This window comes from Terriglobales bacterium (genome assembly GCA_035764005.1).
In the GTDB taxonomy this organism is placed as follows: domain Bacteria; phylum Acidobacteriota; class Terriglobia; order Terriglobales; family Acidobacteriaceae; genus Gp1-AA112.
In genome coordinates this window covers 15,631-31,398 of record DASTZZ010000068.1, presented here as the reverse complement: position 1 = coordinate 31,398, position 15,768 = coordinate 15,631, and the positions used below count along the sequence as shown (strand labels likewise).

At 55.7% G+C, this 15,768-nt stretch carries 12 protein-coding genes; 8 read left to right on the top strand and 4 right to left on the bottom strand.

From position 1 onward, the window contains the following. Positions 1 to 49 precede the first annotated feature (49 nt). On the bottom strand, positions 50 to 1,951 hold the full coding sequence (locus VFU50_10790; protein ID HEU5233340.1) for an alpha-L-arabinofuranosidase C-terminal domain-containing protein: 1,902 nt from the start codon (positions 1,949 to 1,951) through the stop codon (positions 50 to 52). A gap of 326 nt (positions 1,952 to 2,277) precedes the next feature. Between VFU50_10790 and VFU50_10785 the strand changes: the two genes are divergently transcribed. After that, the gene (locus VFU50_10785) at positions 2,278 to 4,092 is read left to right on the top strand and encodes a family 43 glycosylhydrolase (protein HEU5233339.1); all 1,815 of its coding nucleotides are present in this window, start codon (positions 2,278 to 2,280) and stop codon (positions 4,090 to 4,092) included. 92 nt (positions 4,093 to 4,184) lie between these two features. On the opposite strand, the gene VFU50_10780 is transcribed toward VFU50_10785, so the two are convergent. Both VFU50_10780 and VFU50_10775 read right to left on the bottom strand, forming a co-directional pair. Further along, positions 4,185 to 4,820 carry a hypothetical protein gene (locus VFU50_10780; GenBank protein ID HEU5233338.1) on the bottom strand — a complete coding sequence of 212 codons (636 nt, stop codon included), beginning with the start codon at positions 4,818 to 4,820 and terminating at the stop codon, positions 4,185 to 4,187. A gap of 259 nt (positions 4,821 to 5,079) precedes the next feature. Further along, on the bottom strand, positions 5,080 to 6,342 hold the full coding sequence (locus tag VFU50_10775; GenBank protein ID HEU5233337.1) for a GAF domain-containing protein: 1,263 nt from the start codon (positions 6,340 to 6,342) through the stop codon (positions 5,080 to 5,082). A gap of 229 nt (positions 6,343 to 6,571) precedes the next feature. Between VFU50_10775 and VFU50_10770 the strand changes: the two genes are divergently transcribed. Next, the gene (locus VFU50_10770) at positions 6,572 to 7,132 is read left to right on the top strand and encodes a hypothetical protein (protein HEU5233336.1); all 561 of its coding nucleotides are present in this window, start codon (positions 6,572 to 6,574) and stop codon (positions 7,130 to 7,132) included. Between the two features lie 344 nt (positions 7,133 to 7,476). Here the strand turns inward: VFU50_10770 and VFU50_10765 are convergent, their stop codons facing one another. Further along, on the bottom strand, positions 7,477 to 8,301 hold the full coding sequence (locus VFU50_10765) for a fatty acid desaturase (GenBank protein HEU5233335.1): 825 nt from the start codon (positions 8,299 to 8,301) through the stop codon (positions 7,477 to 7,479). A 345-nt stretch (positions 8,302 to 8,646) separates the two neighbouring features. Here VFU50_10765 and VFU50_10760 point away from each other — a divergent pair, with 345 nt between their 5' ends. The 6 genes from VFU50_10760 (at position 8,647) to VFU50_10735 (ending at position 15,706) form a co-directional block, all read left to right on the top strand. Continuing rightward, positions 8,647 to 10,620, top strand: coding sequence for a mechanosensitive ion channel family protein (locus VFU50_10760; protein ID HEU5233334.1), 1,974 nt, complete (start codon positions 8,647 to 8,649; stop codon positions 10,618 to 10,620). A 101-nt stretch (positions 10,621 to 10,721) separates the two neighbouring features. Next, complete coding sequence (lpxD, locus tag VFU50_10755) at positions 10,722 to 11,753, top strand: UDP-3-O-(3-hydroxymyristoyl)glucosamine N-acyltransferase (protein ID HEU5233333.1); 1,032 nt, start codon at positions 10,722 to 10,724, stop codon at positions 11,751 to 11,753. A 35-nt stretch (positions 11,754 to 11,788) separates the two neighbouring features. Then, the gene (locus VFU50_10750) at positions 11,789 to 12,634 is read left to right on the top strand and encodes a response regulator (protein ID HEU5233332.1); all 846 of its coding nucleotides are present in this window, start codon (positions 11,789 to 11,791) and stop codon (positions 12,632 to 12,634) included. Beyond that, a complete protein-coding gene (locus VFU50_10745) occupies positions 12,627 to 12,995 on the top strand; it encodes a hypothetical protein (protein HEU5233331.1) in 369 nt (122 codons plus the stop codon). The genes VFU50_10750 and VFU50_10745 overlap by 8 nt, the downstream gene beginning before the upstream one ends. 40 nt (positions 12,996 to 13,035) lie before the next feature. Further along, a complete protein-coding gene (locus tag VFU50_10740) occupies positions 13,036 to 14,289 on the top strand; it encodes a glycosyltransferase family 4 protein (GenBank protein HEU5233330.1) in 1,254 nt (417 codons plus the stop codon). A 223-nt stretch (positions 14,290 to 14,512) separates the two neighbouring features. Then, positions 14,513 to 15,706, top strand: a complete 1,194-nt coding sequence (locus VFU50_10735) for a pyridoxal phosphate-dependent aminotransferase (GenBank protein ID HEU5233329.1) — start codon at positions 14,513 to 14,515, stop codon at positions 15,704 to 15,706. Positions 15,707 to 15,768 lie beyond the last annotated feature (62 nt).

The window sequence follows — 15,768 nt, the reverse complement described above, 5'->3', positions numbered from 1 at the left end:
TATGCTATTCAACACACTTGATCCTAACCACTGCGAGCAGCGCGTCGTACTATCTCTCATCCACCTGGATCACCTGAATGGAATATGCCGGCGCGTTATAGCGCAACGTGTTCCCGACATTCCGGAGAGTGCTCTGGACCGGCACGACGTTTTGCGGCTGCTCAATGGTGTTGGTTGCTTGGGTGCTGGCCGCTTTCAACAGCACTAGTCTCCCATTTCGGGCAAGATTGCCGCCTTCGAAGCTGATATCGACACTCTCGGGAACCGAGGCGGCATTGACGAGTTTTAGGTAGGTCCGCTTGCTTGCCGTGTCTTTCGTGACTGAATAGAAGAGCTTCGGTCCGCCGCCCTGGAGCTGCGAATCGAGGATTGCGTCGCCGACGTAGCTCCCGAACATTACTTGCGCGTAATAGCTGGGTGAACCGTAGCTGCACAGAGCATCGTAGCCGATGAGATCAGTCTCCCACTGCATCCCCCCGGGATTTACGTTCACCAACAGCGGCGCATACGACGCCATGATGATGATGTCGCTATTGCGCTCCATGCCTGTCATCCAGGCAGCATCGCCAAGCGCGGCGCCGAAGTTGGGAGTGGGAGTACCCTCGCGCGTGGCCCACTCGCCGACGAAGATCTTCGGACCGTTGCGGTCGGTTTTGTCGTAATGCGCGGTGTCGTGGAAGAACTCGGTCGCACGCCTGTAGAAGTGGTCATCGATTACGTCCGGACGGATGCTCTTCACCGGCGTGGTCGCGATGATCTGCAGCTGGGGATATTTAGCCTTGATCGCCTTGTAAAACTGCTCGTAACGTCCGTCGTAGCTGCCGGAGCGATCAAACTGATCTTCGTTGCCGACCTCCACATAAGTTAACTTGAACGGCTGCGGGTGGCCGTTCTTCGCCCGTACTGCGCCCCATTGTGTATCGCTTCCTCCGGTAACGTATTCGATTTCGTCGAGTGCGTCCTGCACGTAGGGCTCGAGATCGGGACCGGGATTCACGTGCTCTTGCGCCAGAGAGTATCCCGCATAAACGGCGAGCACCGGCTGCATCTTCAGGTCTTCACACCATTCGAGGAACTCGAGCAGACCCATACCGTCGGAGGAGTAGTAACGCCATGGGCTCGGATGACCTGGACGGTCGACCAGAGGCCCGATTGTCTTCTTCCACTGGAAGCGATCGGCAATGTGATCGCCTTCAAGATAGTTCCCGCCCGGAAAACGCAAAAACGCGGGATGCATGGCCGCCAGCTTTTCCATTAGATCTACCCGATTGCCGTTTGGCGTGTTCTCGTAGGTGGGCGGAAACAACGAGACCAAATTGAGCCACAGCGTCCCCGGGTGGCCGACAGTCAACTCCAAGTGATTTTCCGACGACGTTGGCACGGTTCCTGTACGAAGCGAGTACTGGTACTGTTTCCAATCAGTCGTCGGGCCAGATATGTTTGCCGAGGCGAGCGTCTTATCGTCCGCGTTGCTCACGAGCTTCACTGTGATCGGGCCAAGTGAAGGCGAATCCGCTTTCGCGTACAGAGAGCCGCTGTAGGTCGTGTTCGGCTTGACCGCCATGCCCCAATATCCCTGGTTGAGCACGCCCGCCTGATTCTGCATGTCGGCCTGCGTCACCTCCACCTTCAGGCTTTCTGGCAGAGCTGTGCTGGGGCCTGTCGATTTATCTAGTTCCATCTTCGCCTGGGCGTTGCCGCCTTCCACCAAATACCAATACAGGATGCCGGACCAATTGCCGCGGAATGTGCGGTTGCGCACCATCTCGGCGTAGAGACCGCCGTCATAGGAGTAATTGATCTCTTCGGTCATGAGGCCGTAGAGAGTCGGGCTGACCTTGCCAGCGGGTTTATCGAGATGGACAGTCAGCGTGGCCTGCTGACCGTAGGCAATGGATGAAAGAAGAAGACTTAAACTGCCGATGTATCGAGCAATCGTTTTCGCGTGCATCTGCAAAGCGCCTTTGTGTTGGAATCGAGCTTTTGTCGCAAACAACGGAAGGATTGACGGCAGAAAAAACGTCGAGAGGAATATACCTGCTAGAAAACGTTTGCTCAAGGCAGAACCGCCGACGCTAGCCGGTGGGCCGGAGATGGCCGGATGGCCAGCTCCGGGAACGACGACGCCGCAATCAAATTAAAGAACGCAGGCGCAAAAAAAAGCCCTACCGGCTACCGCGGGCGGTTCTGTTCTGGTCGGGTTACGCAAATGTTCGCCTTCGGTTAAGAACATCGGCTTAGTTACTCACGACCACTCGTTCGCTAACGTTGTGAGTTGTGTCTCGATTTCTGCTGATTGCAGCCGTAGCTTGCTGCCTTGCCGGATGTGGAGGAGCGAGCGGCTCATCGGCGGTGCTCAACGCAGTTCTTCCGGTTATCTCGGCTGCGAACACACCTACGCCCCTGGGCCCTCCTCCTGCTGCGGGAACTTACAGCAATCCGCTGCAAATCTCGCTGGGAGACGGCACGGCGATGGAAAGCTGTCCGGATCCCTCGATCATCCACGGTCAGCAGCCCGGGGATTCGAATTGGTACATGTACTGCACCAACGAGGTCTTCCACGACAATTCCCCGCTCCATCTCATTCCCATTTCGAAATCGCAGGATCTGGTGAATTGGACTTACGTCGGCGACGTGTTCGCACAAGCACCGTCGTGGGTCGCACCCGATGGAGGGCTGTGGGCACCTGAGATTCAGTACTTCAATGGGCAGTACTACCTCTACTACGCCGTTTCCGATGCGATGGTAGCGGGCGGAGGCAGCGCGATTTTTGTCGCCACCAGCAGCAGCCCTGTGGGCCCGTGGAGCGCAAGCAGCACTCCGGTCGTTGAGCCCACTTCCGAGAGAAAAACTATTGATCCGGCCGTAATTCAGGATGACAGCGGTCAGCGCTACATCTTCTATGGCACGTACGAGGGCGGGATCGCAGCCAGAGCTTTGTCGGCCGACGGCGTCAGTTCGCTGCCCGCGACGCAGATTCAAATCACCACTGCAGATCGGTATGAGGGCGCGTACGTAGTAAAGCGCAACGGCTACTACTACCTGTTTGCGTCAGCGAGCGACTGCTGTCGCGGTCCGCTCACAGGATATGCCGTGTTTGCCGGAAGATCAGAGAACGTACTCGGCCCATATGTCGACGAAGGCGGAGGTTCGCTGCTCGACTCGCGCGTGGGCGGCACGCCGGTGCTCAACATGAACGGCAATCGCTTCGTCGGACCCGGGCACAACGCGCTTTTCACTGATGCTTCCGGACAGGACTGGATGCTCTACCATGCTGTCGACCTGAACCGGCCATATTTCGCAAATGGCTGGACGCGCCGACCCGTGTTGATGGACGCAGTTGACTGGGTGGACGGGTGGCCGCGCGTGCGTAACGGCGCCGGGCCTTCGGATTCGGTGCAACAGGCACCCATCGTAAGTGCAGGCGCTCCTAACCCGCACGTCACGCCGCCCGCTCCGTTCGATACACCGGGGGCTGCGATCGTTTCCCTTTCGGATGACTTTTCTGGATCAGCGCTCTCTGCACAGTGGAACTGGATTCGCCCTTCGTTGCTAAGCGGTTATGGCGTCGCGAATGGCATGTTCCGTTTTGATACCCAGCCGGGAGCGCTTTACGTTGGCAGTAACAACGTTTCGATTCTCACCGAGCCTGCGCCCGCCAATGATTGCATTGTCGAAATCAAACTCTCCACGACCGTGCCGCTCACCGGCGATGACAGCTTCGTGCAGGGTGGCGTGCTGATTTATGGCGATGACAACAACTATGTCAAGCTGGTTAATGTAGCCATCGGCAATACGCGGCAGATTGAATTTGGAAAACAGACAAACAACCTGCCGGCGGGATATCCGCAGTACGGAAGCACGCTGCTCTCCTCTCCATCAGACTCGACGTACCTGCGAATTGCAAAACGATCGAATCCGTCCGGCGGGGAGACCTACACGGCCTACTCCAGTCATGACGGCGTAAACTGGCAGCGCGGCGCTACGTGGACCCATGCGCTCGGCCCATCTGCAAAGATCGGTTTGGTCTCTATGAACGGAGCGGGATTCTCGACGTATTTTGACTATGTGCATGTGAGCACGTTGCAATGAGCTTCTGCAACCGGGGCTGACACGAAGCACACTGAGGTTAACGAAGGTCACGACAAGCTTCGTGAACATCGTGTTAAGTCCTTCTTCAAAGCTCAGAAATTGATTCTCACGATTGCTGGATGAATCTCCCACAACGTCTTCACGCGATCTGAACCTCGGGCGGACCACACTGTGTGCGCCTGATCGCGAAAAGCAGCGCCTTCTACTTCCACCGATAAAGGCGGCGAGAGTTCCTGATTCAAGTCGGTAAGCGTGAAACCACGATGTTGTAAATCCACGTACATCTTTGTACGAGCGGCGCAGTAAGTGGATGTGCCTGGAGTCTCCACGATCATACGAGGAGCGTTCTTATCTGGTTGCTCGGAGATCTCGACGTGGAGATCGCAATCGCCTTTTCTTAAAAATATTGTCTGCATATAGGCATGGCGGATGCGGTACATCTTCAGTTCCGGGCCGCTGCGCGGGGTGCGCGGATCGGGCTCGGGTCCTTCCGGCCAGCCGAGGATTGCAGCGACCGTTGTATCTTCAGGCTCGCGTGCCGGAAGCGATTCGTTCTTGTACTCGATCCGCCAGTCGTCTTTCGTAATATCTATGGGCTCGCAGTGGCAGAGAAGAGTGGTGCTGATGGGGGTGCCTTTACGATTCCCCGGGCGCGCAGGATCGTTGCATGCCACAAGACTCAACACTCCGGCAAAAGACACGAGATAGAGCGCGAACGTTCTCCACATCAGATAATGCGCAATTGAAGCACACGTGTGGGAGCGAAACGGGATCGTGGTGACAAACGAAACAGAATCATGGAAAACTCTTAATGCGGACTGGTGCTGGCTTAAGGGAATCTTCGCGCGGGGCACGGGACTCTTGCACCGGCTCGTCAGATAGCAGGCGGGCAGCAAGTCTTAATGCCGCCAACTCCTGGTTGATACGGGCTAACTCTGATTCCTTCTCGCGAATGACGTCGTTGATATCTCTCATCGTGATGTATTTTTATCGAGCGGAGCGCCATCGTTGGGGGATCGCAGCAAGTTCACGTGTGTGCTGACCAGCGCCAGATCGATGCGCAAGCAGCCAGTCAGAGGCACGACGCAATCCTTCGGATATTTGCTCGCGGGTCATTGAGGCTTCGAGCTGCTCCTGCTCATCGCGAGCACGAATATCTCCGGCTGCCTGTGCCAAAGTAAACCATGAGTAGGCCGCCACGAGATCACGGTGTACTCCTGTACCCTGCGCGTACATTTTCCCTACATTGAAGCGGATCTCCGCGATCTGAAATTGCGAAAGCCTATGCGAGAGTCGAACCGCGCGATCTTTGGCTTCGAGGTCTCCGTTGGAGCCGGCAATGATGTACCAGACGCATGCTTTGAGCGAGTCGCGCAGGAGCCCATCACCTCTTTCATATCGAGCAGCCAACAGCCTTTGCGCGCCGACGTTGCCCGAGTTTGCCCGTTGGCGCAGGTCCTGCAATTTGGAATTGTCCGCGTTTAGGTTGCTGATGAAATTGGCGTCTTCCCCCTCGCCAGCGTGCAACGCCTGTTGTGCAGTCTCTAGTACTTGCTGGTGCGGGACTGACGTTTTGGAGCGAGCAGTTCGCGGGAGAATGGTGACCATCGTGAAGGCGCAACCTGTAAGCGCGGCAATCGAAATGGGACGGGCATATGCCAGAAAACCACCAAGCCAAGATCGATACTCGGAGGAAGCTCTCGCTAACTCGCCACTTTCGAGCTTCGGAGCTTCGAATCCGAACTCAATGTGTTCCGAAGCGCGAGCTGAAACATTCGGCGAAGTTTTAAAAAGACATTCAATCCTTGCGGCTTCAGTTCGAAGGCGCTCGATTAGGGACAATTCAAATCGGCCGGCGACATCGGAGAATGCGCCCAGGAGGCCGACACATCTCGAGTGTCGCCTCAGAGGAATTGAAAGAATGGAACGAATGCGGAGTCGCGCGCAAAGCTCAGCCGAGAGCATTGGATCGATGGCAGTGTCGTTCGAGAGCTGCAGCCGATTCTGACGAACGCATGCTGCGCAAATCCCCTGCTCTACACTGAGTTTCGTTCCAATGGGGGGAGCGGCAGGACCGCTGCTAGCGACGCACACAATTTCATCACTGTCGTGTTCGGCTACAGCAATGGCCAAAGAGAGGTTTAGTTCCTCGTGGAGTTGTGCTGCGATGTTCTGAACAGTCCCGTGGGCCTCAGCCGAACCAGCCAGGCCTCCGAGAACGTTGTACCAAATTGGGACTCGCTCCGCCATTTCAGAATCCCACGCCTTACTTTTCGAGTATAGGGAGGGATTCTGAATTTGGCTACAACGTTGATAGGCTTTTTCGCGCGTTGTACAGCAGGTCTGTGGATTGCGGCGGGCTTATTGCCTTCATTGAATGCCCTCACGTCAGCTATTCTCGCGGTCAGAATCAGTACGTTAGTTACCATCGATATGCGGGAGAAGCTGCCATGGGCAAGTCTCGCCCTAGAATGCTGCCATGCAGCTTGCCGAAATTGAATGGCAACCAGTCTCACGAATCGAGTTCTATGGCTGGCTAAGCTTTTACGGACTGCTTCTGTTCTATCTGGGCGGGAATTTCGGACAGCTTACTTTGCTCGACAACGTCCACCTGCCGATTCACGAAGGTGGGCATCTTTTCTTCAGCTACTTCGGTGACACGCTGCACCTCTGGGGAGGAACCATCTTTCAGTTGCTGGTTCCCGCGCTGCTCGCCGGGTACTTCGCCACCCGCCAGCAAATTCCGGGAACAGCATTCTGCGTTTTCGCCTTTTTTCACAGCCTCAACGGCGTCGCCACTTACATGAGCGATGCTATTGCTCGAGCGTTGCCGCTGGTCACCGTTGGCGCTGTAGCAGACGAATCCGACCACGATTGGTACAACATTTTCATGCGGCTGGGCATACTGCCCCACGCCCTTCAGATAGGATCGGCGACGCGGTTTGTTGCTTGGTGTGGAATGCTTGCGACGGTCGCGTGGTTCGCCTGGCGCTATCGCGTCCAGATGCGCGAACAGGCTTTAGCAGCGAGCGCAAGTTGATTCCGTTCACCACGTCTTCCATCACAGGCGCGTTTCTTTATATTTCTGAGGTACACGCCAGCACGCATTGCTGATACAGAACCTCTCCAAAGTTTTGCGCTATTCCCAAATTGGAGTTGGATCTGCCTTGTTCGCCTCGATGGGGTATTTCTTGTTTGCAGAGCGTCGAAAGGTAGCTTCGAATCTTTCCTTTTGCGCTACTTTTCGCACTTTGTCCTATACGGCAATTGCGCCCCAACCGCCTGACGGGCAAGTCGGTATTCTGCGAAGGGGGTTCCTCAGGCGTACATACCCCAAACAAAGATGGCATCCGCATTGCGGATGCCATGAATTCGAGGGGGTGTTTATGCAGAAACCAATTCTGTTGTTCCGGTGGCGAGTTTCTTTTCCTGCTCGGCCAGTTTTTCCGGAAGATTTACAACTTTAATGTCTTTTGCCAAGCCAAAAATCTTAAGCATCCGGATGCCCAGATAGTTCAAATCTATTTCGTACCACGCGAGTCCATGTCGGGCCGAAATGGGATGCGCATGATGATTGTTGTGCCATCCTTCACCGAAGGTTACCATCGCAACCCACCAGTTGTTCGTGGAGTCGTCTTTCGTGATGAAGCGACGGCTGCCCCACATGTGCGTGGCGGAATTCACAAGCCAAGTGGCGTGTAATCCAACGGTCACGCGGAAGAAGATACCCCACAAGAGGTAGCTCCATCCACCCAGTGCGAGCAGGATTATGCCCAACGTGGTGAGCGGGACCCAGTGCCACTTTGAAAGCCAAACATGGAATTTATCGCGGCGGAGATCGGGAGTGTATCGTTCCAATTCGGGATTGCCGTGGTGCAGGACCTCGCCACTGAGGATCCATCCCATGTGCGCCCACCAGCCGCCATCACGCGGGCTATGGGGATCCCCTTCGCGGTCGCTGGTCTGGTGATGGATGCGGTGCGTGCCTACCCAGAAGATCGGTCCGCCTTCAAGTGCAAGAGTCGCGCACACGGTAAGAAAATATTCGAACCATTTTGGAACTTTGTAACCACGATGCGTCAGCAGGCGATGGTAGCCCATTCCAATTCCGAAACTGAGCGAGAAATACCAAAGAATAGCGGTGACCAGCAGTGCCTTCCATGAAAACATGAACAGCGCAGCGATGGCTCCGGCATGGAACACAGCCATGATGAATGCTGTGTACCAGTTGATCTTTCCGCGCTTGGCGGTATAGACCTGCGTAACCGCAGGCTGACTGAGACTGTCAGGTGTAATGATTGCGCTCATAGTCTCCGTTCGATTTACCTTTAGCTCCGTATTTCACGATAGCAACAGCGCGCCGCTGAGTGTGTAATAGTTGTGTAATACCAGTTGCGAGCTATTACCAACGTAATGAATCGCGCTCGCGCGAGAGTTGCACGACGAAAGTAACGGCGCGATTGCAACGAGCAGCTCGTCTCCTGCATCCTATTTTTTCCTTACTCCCACACCGGACGCGAGGAAGAAGGTATCTCTCAGCTGCGCAAAGACGCATTGCGAGCTGCTCTGCTTGCACTGAGCACGATCACGTGCCTTGCCCAGAGCACCGCACCGGCGCCAAACCTGGCGACGCCGGATCCTCAACAGGTCCTCAGTTATCTCAATCAATCCATCGATTGGTACCGTCATCTCGCCGTCGAAGAAGACAGTGCGACCGACGCGACGGATACGCTGTTCGTCAATGACGATCGGCAGATGGCAAACCAGATCGTTCGGCTCTCGTTCGATTTCGGACGCGCTGCTGCTCAGCTCGCAAGTGCACAAGCTGCGCCTGAAATATCCCAGAACACGGCCAGCTCTCGTTTCCAAAATCTGATGCGCATTGCCACGCAGACTGACGACACGATCCGTCAGACTCAGGCAGAGATTGAGCAGACGCGGAACGAGCTCGACAAAGCGCGGCCGTCAGCGCGACCGAAGCTGCAGGCGACGATCGATGAGCTGCAATCGGAACTGGCTCTGGCGCAAGCTCGAAGCGACGCCGTTCACAATATTCTGCAATTCTCGAATGCCGGCTCTTCGGGTACATCGAGCGGCAACCTTCTTGCGAAAGTGCAGGAGCTGCAGCGCTCCGTGCCGGAGATTACGCTCAGCAGTGCGACTCCTGCATCTGCAAATTCCGACAACCAGAGCAAATCCGGCAGCGGCTCATCCTCATCGAGCAACAATGCGTCGGCCGCACCGCGCCGCGAACAGCCCTCGGGATTGTTAGCGCTGATTACCGACGTCTTCGCGCTTACGCGCAAGATTCACAGCATCGACGACAGCATTCGCGCGAGCGATGCCTTTGCGCAAACCGCGCAGGACTTGCGCACACCGCTGTCAAAGAACATCGCTCCCCTGGTTCAGCGAGGAAATGAACTCGCGCAGGCAGCCGATACCAGCGACGTCGGCGGGCTGAAACAGCAAAAGCGTGAACTCGACGCCCTCACGGCGCAATTTAAGCAGAATTCCAGTTTGGTACTGCCCCTCAGCAAACAGGCGGTGCTGCTTGATCTTTATAAGAGCAATCTGGCCCGCTGGCGTAACGCCGTGAAGGCGCAATACCAGATGGATGTGAAGAACCTCGGTGTCCGCCTGCTGGTGCTGGCGCTGGTGGTTGTCACATTCATAGTTTTGGGCGAGGTCTGGAAACGGGCAACATTTCGCTACGTCCACGACTTCCGCCGACGCTATCAGTTCCTTTTGTTGCGCCGAATCCTCCTCTGGCTCGTGATCGGAATTACGATTGCCTTCGCGCTTGCCACTGAAATCGGGTCCCTCGCAACCTTTGCTGGATTAATTACCGCCGGGATTGCCGTGGCTTTGCAGAACGTCATCCTTGCAATCGCAGGCTACTTCTTCTTAATAGGTCGCTATGGCGTCCGCGTCGGAGATCGAGTGCAGATCTCCGGAGTCACCGGAGATGTGATTGACATCGGCCTTGTCCGCCTGCACCTCATGGAAATGGGAGGAAGCGGAAACTACATTCAGCCCACCGGACGCGTGGTCGTGTTTTCCAATTCGATCGTCTTCCAGCCCACTGCGAGTTTCTACAAGCAGGCCCCGGGAACAAACTTCATCTGGCACGAGGTCTCGCTCACACTCGCTCCCGACAGTGATATCAAGCTGGCGGAATCGCGAATTCTCGGAGCCGTCGAAAAGGTATACGCCGGATATCGTGAGCGCATCGAGCAAGAGCATCGCCAGATGCAGAACCTGCTCAACGTGCGGGCGGCAACTCCAAAACCTGTGAGCCGCCTGCGACTCGCGCAAGCCGGGCTTGAAGTTGTCATCCGATATCCCGTCGAACTCGACAATGCGGCGGAGATCGACGACCACATCACTCGCGAAGTTCTGGCCGCGCTGGCGAAATCTCCACGCTTGAAATTGGTCGGTTCGGGAACACCGAACATTCAAGCAGTTTCAACTTCGCCGGTATCTGGTGAACCGCATGAGGTGAAGGCGGAGAGTGACGGAAAGCAGTAAAGCGGGGGTGACGGGTAGGCACAGGCTGCCACTTTCCCCACGTTCTGCGCTCTTTCCGGAGAGCTAGTGTCCTCGCAAGCGACCCGACTAGAATTGCCCGCATGAAACTTCATGAGCTTGCGCAACGGCTCGGCGGACGGCTGGAAAACGCTTCGTCAGACGTCGATATCACAGGAGTGGCGGGAATCGAAGAAGCATCCGCGGGACAGGCGACCTTCGTGGCCAATCCGAAATATGCAGCAGCGGCCCGATCCACTGCGGCGTCGCTCATCATCGTGGGAAGCGACTTTCCTCCCCTCTCACGTCCGCTGCTTCGACATGAGAATCCATATCTCGCCTTTGCTCGCACCATCGAGTTCTTTTATTCGACACCGATGCGCCAACCGGGCATTCACAAGACCGCCGTCATCGATGCGAGCGCCAAGATCGGAAAAGGGGCTTCCATCGGACCTTATGTGGTGATTGAGCCAGGCGCTGAGATCGGCGATAACTGCACGCTGCTCGCCCATGTGGTCATCTACGCGGGCGCTCGCATCGGAGACAATTTTTTCGCCCACGCACATGCGGTTGTTAGAGAAAACTGCATTGTGGGAGACGACGTCATTCTCCAGAACGGCGCAGTCATCGGGGCAGACGGATTCGGCTTTGCGAAAGACGAGAAAAGCGAATGGCACAAGATTGTTCAGTCCGGCCCTGCGGTGCTCGAAGATGATGTGGAAGTTCAGGCCAATGCCTGCGTCGATCGCGCCAGCATCGGCGAAACACGCGTTGGACGCGGATCGAAGATCGATAATCTCGTCCAAGTGGGTCACGGTTCCAAAGTGGGCCAGAGGACGTTGCTTTGTGCTCAGGTAGGGCTGGCCGGTTCTACAGAAGTGGGCAACGATGTCATCCTCGCCGGTCAGGTCGGGGTAGCGGGGCACTGCTCCATTGGGGATGGAGTCATCGCGACCGCGCAGAGTGGGATCCCCAACGATGTCCCCGCAGGAAAAGTGGTCAGCGGCTATCCAGCCATTGAAAACCGGCAATGGCTGCGGGCAGTCGCAGTCTTCAATCGCCTGCCGGAGCTCGCGCGGAGCTTGCGGGCTTCCTCGCGTGGTACAGGTGCGCGAGAAGCGGCAGCCATCGAATAGACTCGTAATGACGTGCTCGCATCCAAGCACCTGAGGTGAGTAGCGGGACAATGGACGGGCCGGGGCATTCCTCTATCACGATGGAAGACAAGAAGCCGTCAGCCGCAGGCCAGCCCATCCGAGTTCTGCTGCTCGACGATCACATCGACAACCTCTTTCTCCGCTCCGCCATTCTGCGCAAACACGGCTATGTGGCCGTAACTGCGTCTTCAATCGAAGAAGCGGAGGCCCGCTTACATGAGGCCGATATCGCTGTGCTCGACTACCACCTCGGTGCGGGCAAGTTCGGCACCGAAGTCGCCAACACGCTACGCGAGAAGCGTCCTCAAGTTCCAATCATTATTCTTTCGGCTACGCTGGAGCGCCGGTTCGGCGGTGTGGAAGACATGCACTTGCTTAAGGGCTACAGCTCGGTCGATGATCTGCTCAACGCGCTGCGCTCGTTCGAAGCAAAGCGGCGGGGAAAACCCGTTGTAGTCGATGCGCGGGATTTTTACTACTCGCGCATAAACATGGCCATGGGCGATGATGTGGTGCTCGAGATCATGGATCGCGATGGTAATTGGCAATATGTAAATGAAAGTTTGGCCAAGCTGCTCGACAAAAAGCGATCCTGGTTCATTGGCAGAAATTTGTTCAAGGAATTTCCTGAATTGGGCGAGGACTGGCAGGAGATCATTCGCACCGTCGCAGACACTCGCGAGACTTACATTGATCGAACTTTTCGGGGTCTGCCGCTGCCGAAGAAGAGTCCACGGTACATTTGGAACGTGCTCGTCTTTTCTCTGAGACTGCATGACAATCGCGATGGCGTTGTCCTCAGCGCTCGTATCCTCGAACGCAAAGATCCCGTGAAAATGTCGGACCCTACTCGTGCGTAATCTTCGAGTAAAAGCAGTTCTCTACTTTCTGGTCGGCTTCTGCGCTGTCCTGGGACTCGCCTGTCACTCCAGCGGAATCAACGTCACCATTCAAAACAACAGCAAAGTGCCGCTGCGAAACGTCGAACTTGATTATCCGGGAGCGGCGTTTGGAACAGGAAAGATCGCGCCTGGAGCTTCATATTGGTACCACATCAAACCGACCTCGGAGGGGGACCTCACGCTTAGCTTTGAGCTGCCGGAAGCAAAGACCGTTCGCAAAAAGCAAGGATCTGTACGCGCGGGAGAATCCGGGCGGCTAATCATCGTGATCGACCAGGATGCAAACCAGCAGTGGCACACGACAATCGAGAAGAAATGATTGGCAGCAATCAAACCAGCGGTTATCATGCCGCGTTCTCATGTCGGCTTCGCGCATTACATTCCATATTCCTGACCAAGTAAAACCGAAAGCGACAAGGTGGATCGTTGTAGGCGCAGGCGCCCGCGACGCGTATCAAGTCCCGATCGCTCTTCACGAAGCGGGTCTCCTGCAACGGTTCTTCACTGACTTCTATACACCCCTTGATCGAATTGCCTTAAGCAGGCTCATTCCTTCGGCAATACAGAAACGCGGGCAGCGCCGCTTTGTTCCGGAGCTACCGTCAACCAAAGTTGAGACGAGCCTTAAATATTTGTTCAGAACTCGACGCGATGCATCCGCATGGATTCGCTATGCGCATCTATTAGGCGACTGTGCCGGCGAAGCCGCGCGGAAGAGTGGCTGTGGGATGATCGCGTATTCGCACGTGGCGACGAGCGCATTCGGGAATGCAGACGACGCTCCGAAGGTCCTCTTGCAAATCCAGCCGCATCCCGTTTCGGTCCGGACAGCACTTGCGAGTGACTCGTTGCGTCCTGACGTGATCGAAGGCGCATTCAATGAGCTCACGTGGCCGGATAAGGCTCTTGAAACGTATTCTCGAGAGCCATTGCTCGCCGACTTATGCATCGTAGCTTCAACCTACACGCGCAAAACCCTCATTGAGAATGGCGTCGAGCCTGAGCGCATCCAGGTAATTCCTTACGGCGTTGACCTCGATTTTTTTCGTCCCCAGCAAAGAATAAAAAACAAATTCACAGTCCTATTCGCCGGCCAGATCGCGCGTCAGAAGGGATTGCATTACTTGCTGGAGGCATGGCGCTGCCTGAGTCTTCCCGATTCAGAACTCAGGATTGCGGGCAGAGTCTCAAGCGAAAATCGCGGCTTTATACGTGAATACAGGACGCAAGCAACGTTCCTGGGTGCGCTAGATCGCGAACAGCTTCGTGCCGAATACCAGCAAGCCGACTTGCTTTGCCTTCCATCATTGAGCGACGGATTCGGTCATGTCGTGCTGGAAGCAATGGCGTGCGGAACTCCGGCGCTGGTAACCGAGAGCTGCGGGGCTTCCGACCTGATTTCCTCGGGACAAAATGGATTTGTGGTTCCATCCGCTGATCTCGCCGCGCTCAGTGCCAAAATCGAATGGATATTCCGCCACCGGGACGAACTGACCGAGATGCGTTTTGCTGCCCGAAACAGTGCAGAACGCTATCCATGGAGCAGATTTCGTGGTGCGCTAGTCGATGGCCTTCAATCACTTAGCACTCCTCATGGGCGATTACGTCCGTAATCGCCGCAAGGGCGATTTGCGTTCAAAAGGTGTGCAAAAGATTTACTATTTGCCCATGGTTACGTGGGAAAGTTTATAGCTCGCTCGCAGTCATAACACGACGTTATCGGATGCCCTCCGAACCCGCGCCCCGGCAGCTTCTGGCTGTCCGGGGCGTTACTCTTTGGCGCAGCCTTTCAAAATACTTATAAGGCTATAATCACGAGTTTGCTTTCAGCCCGATATGGTGACTATTCCAGCGACTCGTCCTCTGAAGCTCGCTCGCCGCATGCAACGGCTGGGTACCGAAACCGCCTTTGAAGTCCTGGTTCGAGCCCGCGCGCTGGAAGCTGCTGGTAAAGACATCGTTCATCTCGAAATTGGCGAGCCCGATTTCGACACTCCGAGCAACATCATTGATGCGGGCGTTCGAGCGCTCAAGACCGGATGGACTCATTACGGTCCGTCCGCCGGCTTGCCTGCTTTGCGCCAGGAGATCGCGAAGTATGTGAGTCGAAGCCGCGGTATCAATGTCTCTCCCGACGAGGTAGTGGTCGTTCCCGGCGGCAAACCAATCATTTTTTTCACCATGTTGGCGCTGGTCGAAGAAGGCGATGAGGTGATTTATCCGAATCCGGGATTTCCCATTTACGAATCGATGATTGAGTTTCTCGGCGCGCGCGCCGTGCCTATTCGACTGCGCGAAGAGCAGGGCTTCGGCTTCGCTGTCGATGAATTTGCCTCCAAGATTACCGATCGTACGAAGCTGATTATTCTGAACTCTCCTCATAATCCAACCGGCGGGGTTCTCGACGAAGCCACAATCCGCAGAGTTGCACGCGCGATCGGCGACCGCGATGTGATCATCCTCTCCGACGAGATCTATAGCCGGCTTATCTTTGAGGGCGAGCATTTCTCATTGATGTCGATTCCAGAGTTTCGCGAGCGCACAGTCCTGCTAGATGGATTTTCGAAGACCTATGCGATGACTGGTTGGCGCATGGGCTACGGTGTTATGCGCCAGGACCTCGCGCTTCAAGTCTCACGCCTGATGACCAATTCAAACTCATGCACCGCGAGCTTTACGCAGATGGCTGGGATCGAAGCGCTGCATGGCGATCAGTCGCCGGTAAAGAGAATGGTTGAAGAGTTTCGCCGAAGACGCGATCTCATGGTGAGCGAATTGAATCGACTCAGGGGCTTCCGCTGTCAGATGCCTTACGGCGCCTTCTACGTCTTCCCGAATATCGAAGGAACTGGATGGCAGTCGAAGAAGCTTGCTGATGCCTTGCTGGAGCAAGCCGGAGTCGCGTGTTTGTCGGGCACTTCGTTCGGCAGCTGGGGCGAAGGCTTTATCCGATTCAGCATCGCGAATTCGGTGGAGAATATTCAGAAGGCGCTGGATCGCATACATAAGTGGACCTCTGAGCACATTTGAACTCTAAAACTTAAAAACACGACACGGATCACACGGATTTAACGGATTCCACCGGATCAAAG

Coding starts and splice junctions, on each gene's coding strand:
- VFU50_10790 (HEU5233340.1), bottom strand. CDS start 1,951: ATGCACGCGAAAACGATTGCTCGATACATCGGCAGTTTAAGTCTTCTT.
- VFU50_10780 (HEU5233338.1), bottom strand. CDS start 4,820: ATGTGGAGAACGTTCGCGCTCTATCTCGTGTCTTTTGCCGGAGTGTTG.
- VFU50_10775 (HEU5233337.1), bottom strand. CDS start 6,342: ATGGCGGAGCGAGTCCCAATTTGGTACAACGTTCTCGGAGGCCTGGCT.
- VFU50_10770 (HEU5233336.1), top strand. CDS start 6,572: ATGCAGCTTGCCGAAATTGAATGGCAACCAGTCTCACGAATCGAGTTC.
- VFU50_10765 (HEU5233335.1), bottom strand. CDS start 8,301: ATGGCTGTGTTCCATGCCGGAGCCATCGCTGCGCTGTTCATGTTTTCA.
- lpxD (HEU5233333.1), top strand. CDS start 10,722: ATGAAACTTCATGAGCTTGCGCAACGGCTCGGCGGACGGCTGGAAAAC.
- VFU50_10740 (HEU5233330.1), top strand. CDS start 13,036: ATGTCGGCTTCGCGCATTACATTCCATATTCCTGACCAAGTAAAACCG.
- VFU50_10735 (HEU5233329.1), top strand. CDS start 14,513: ATGGTGACTATTCCAGCGACTCGTCCTCTGAAGCTCGCTCGCCGCATG.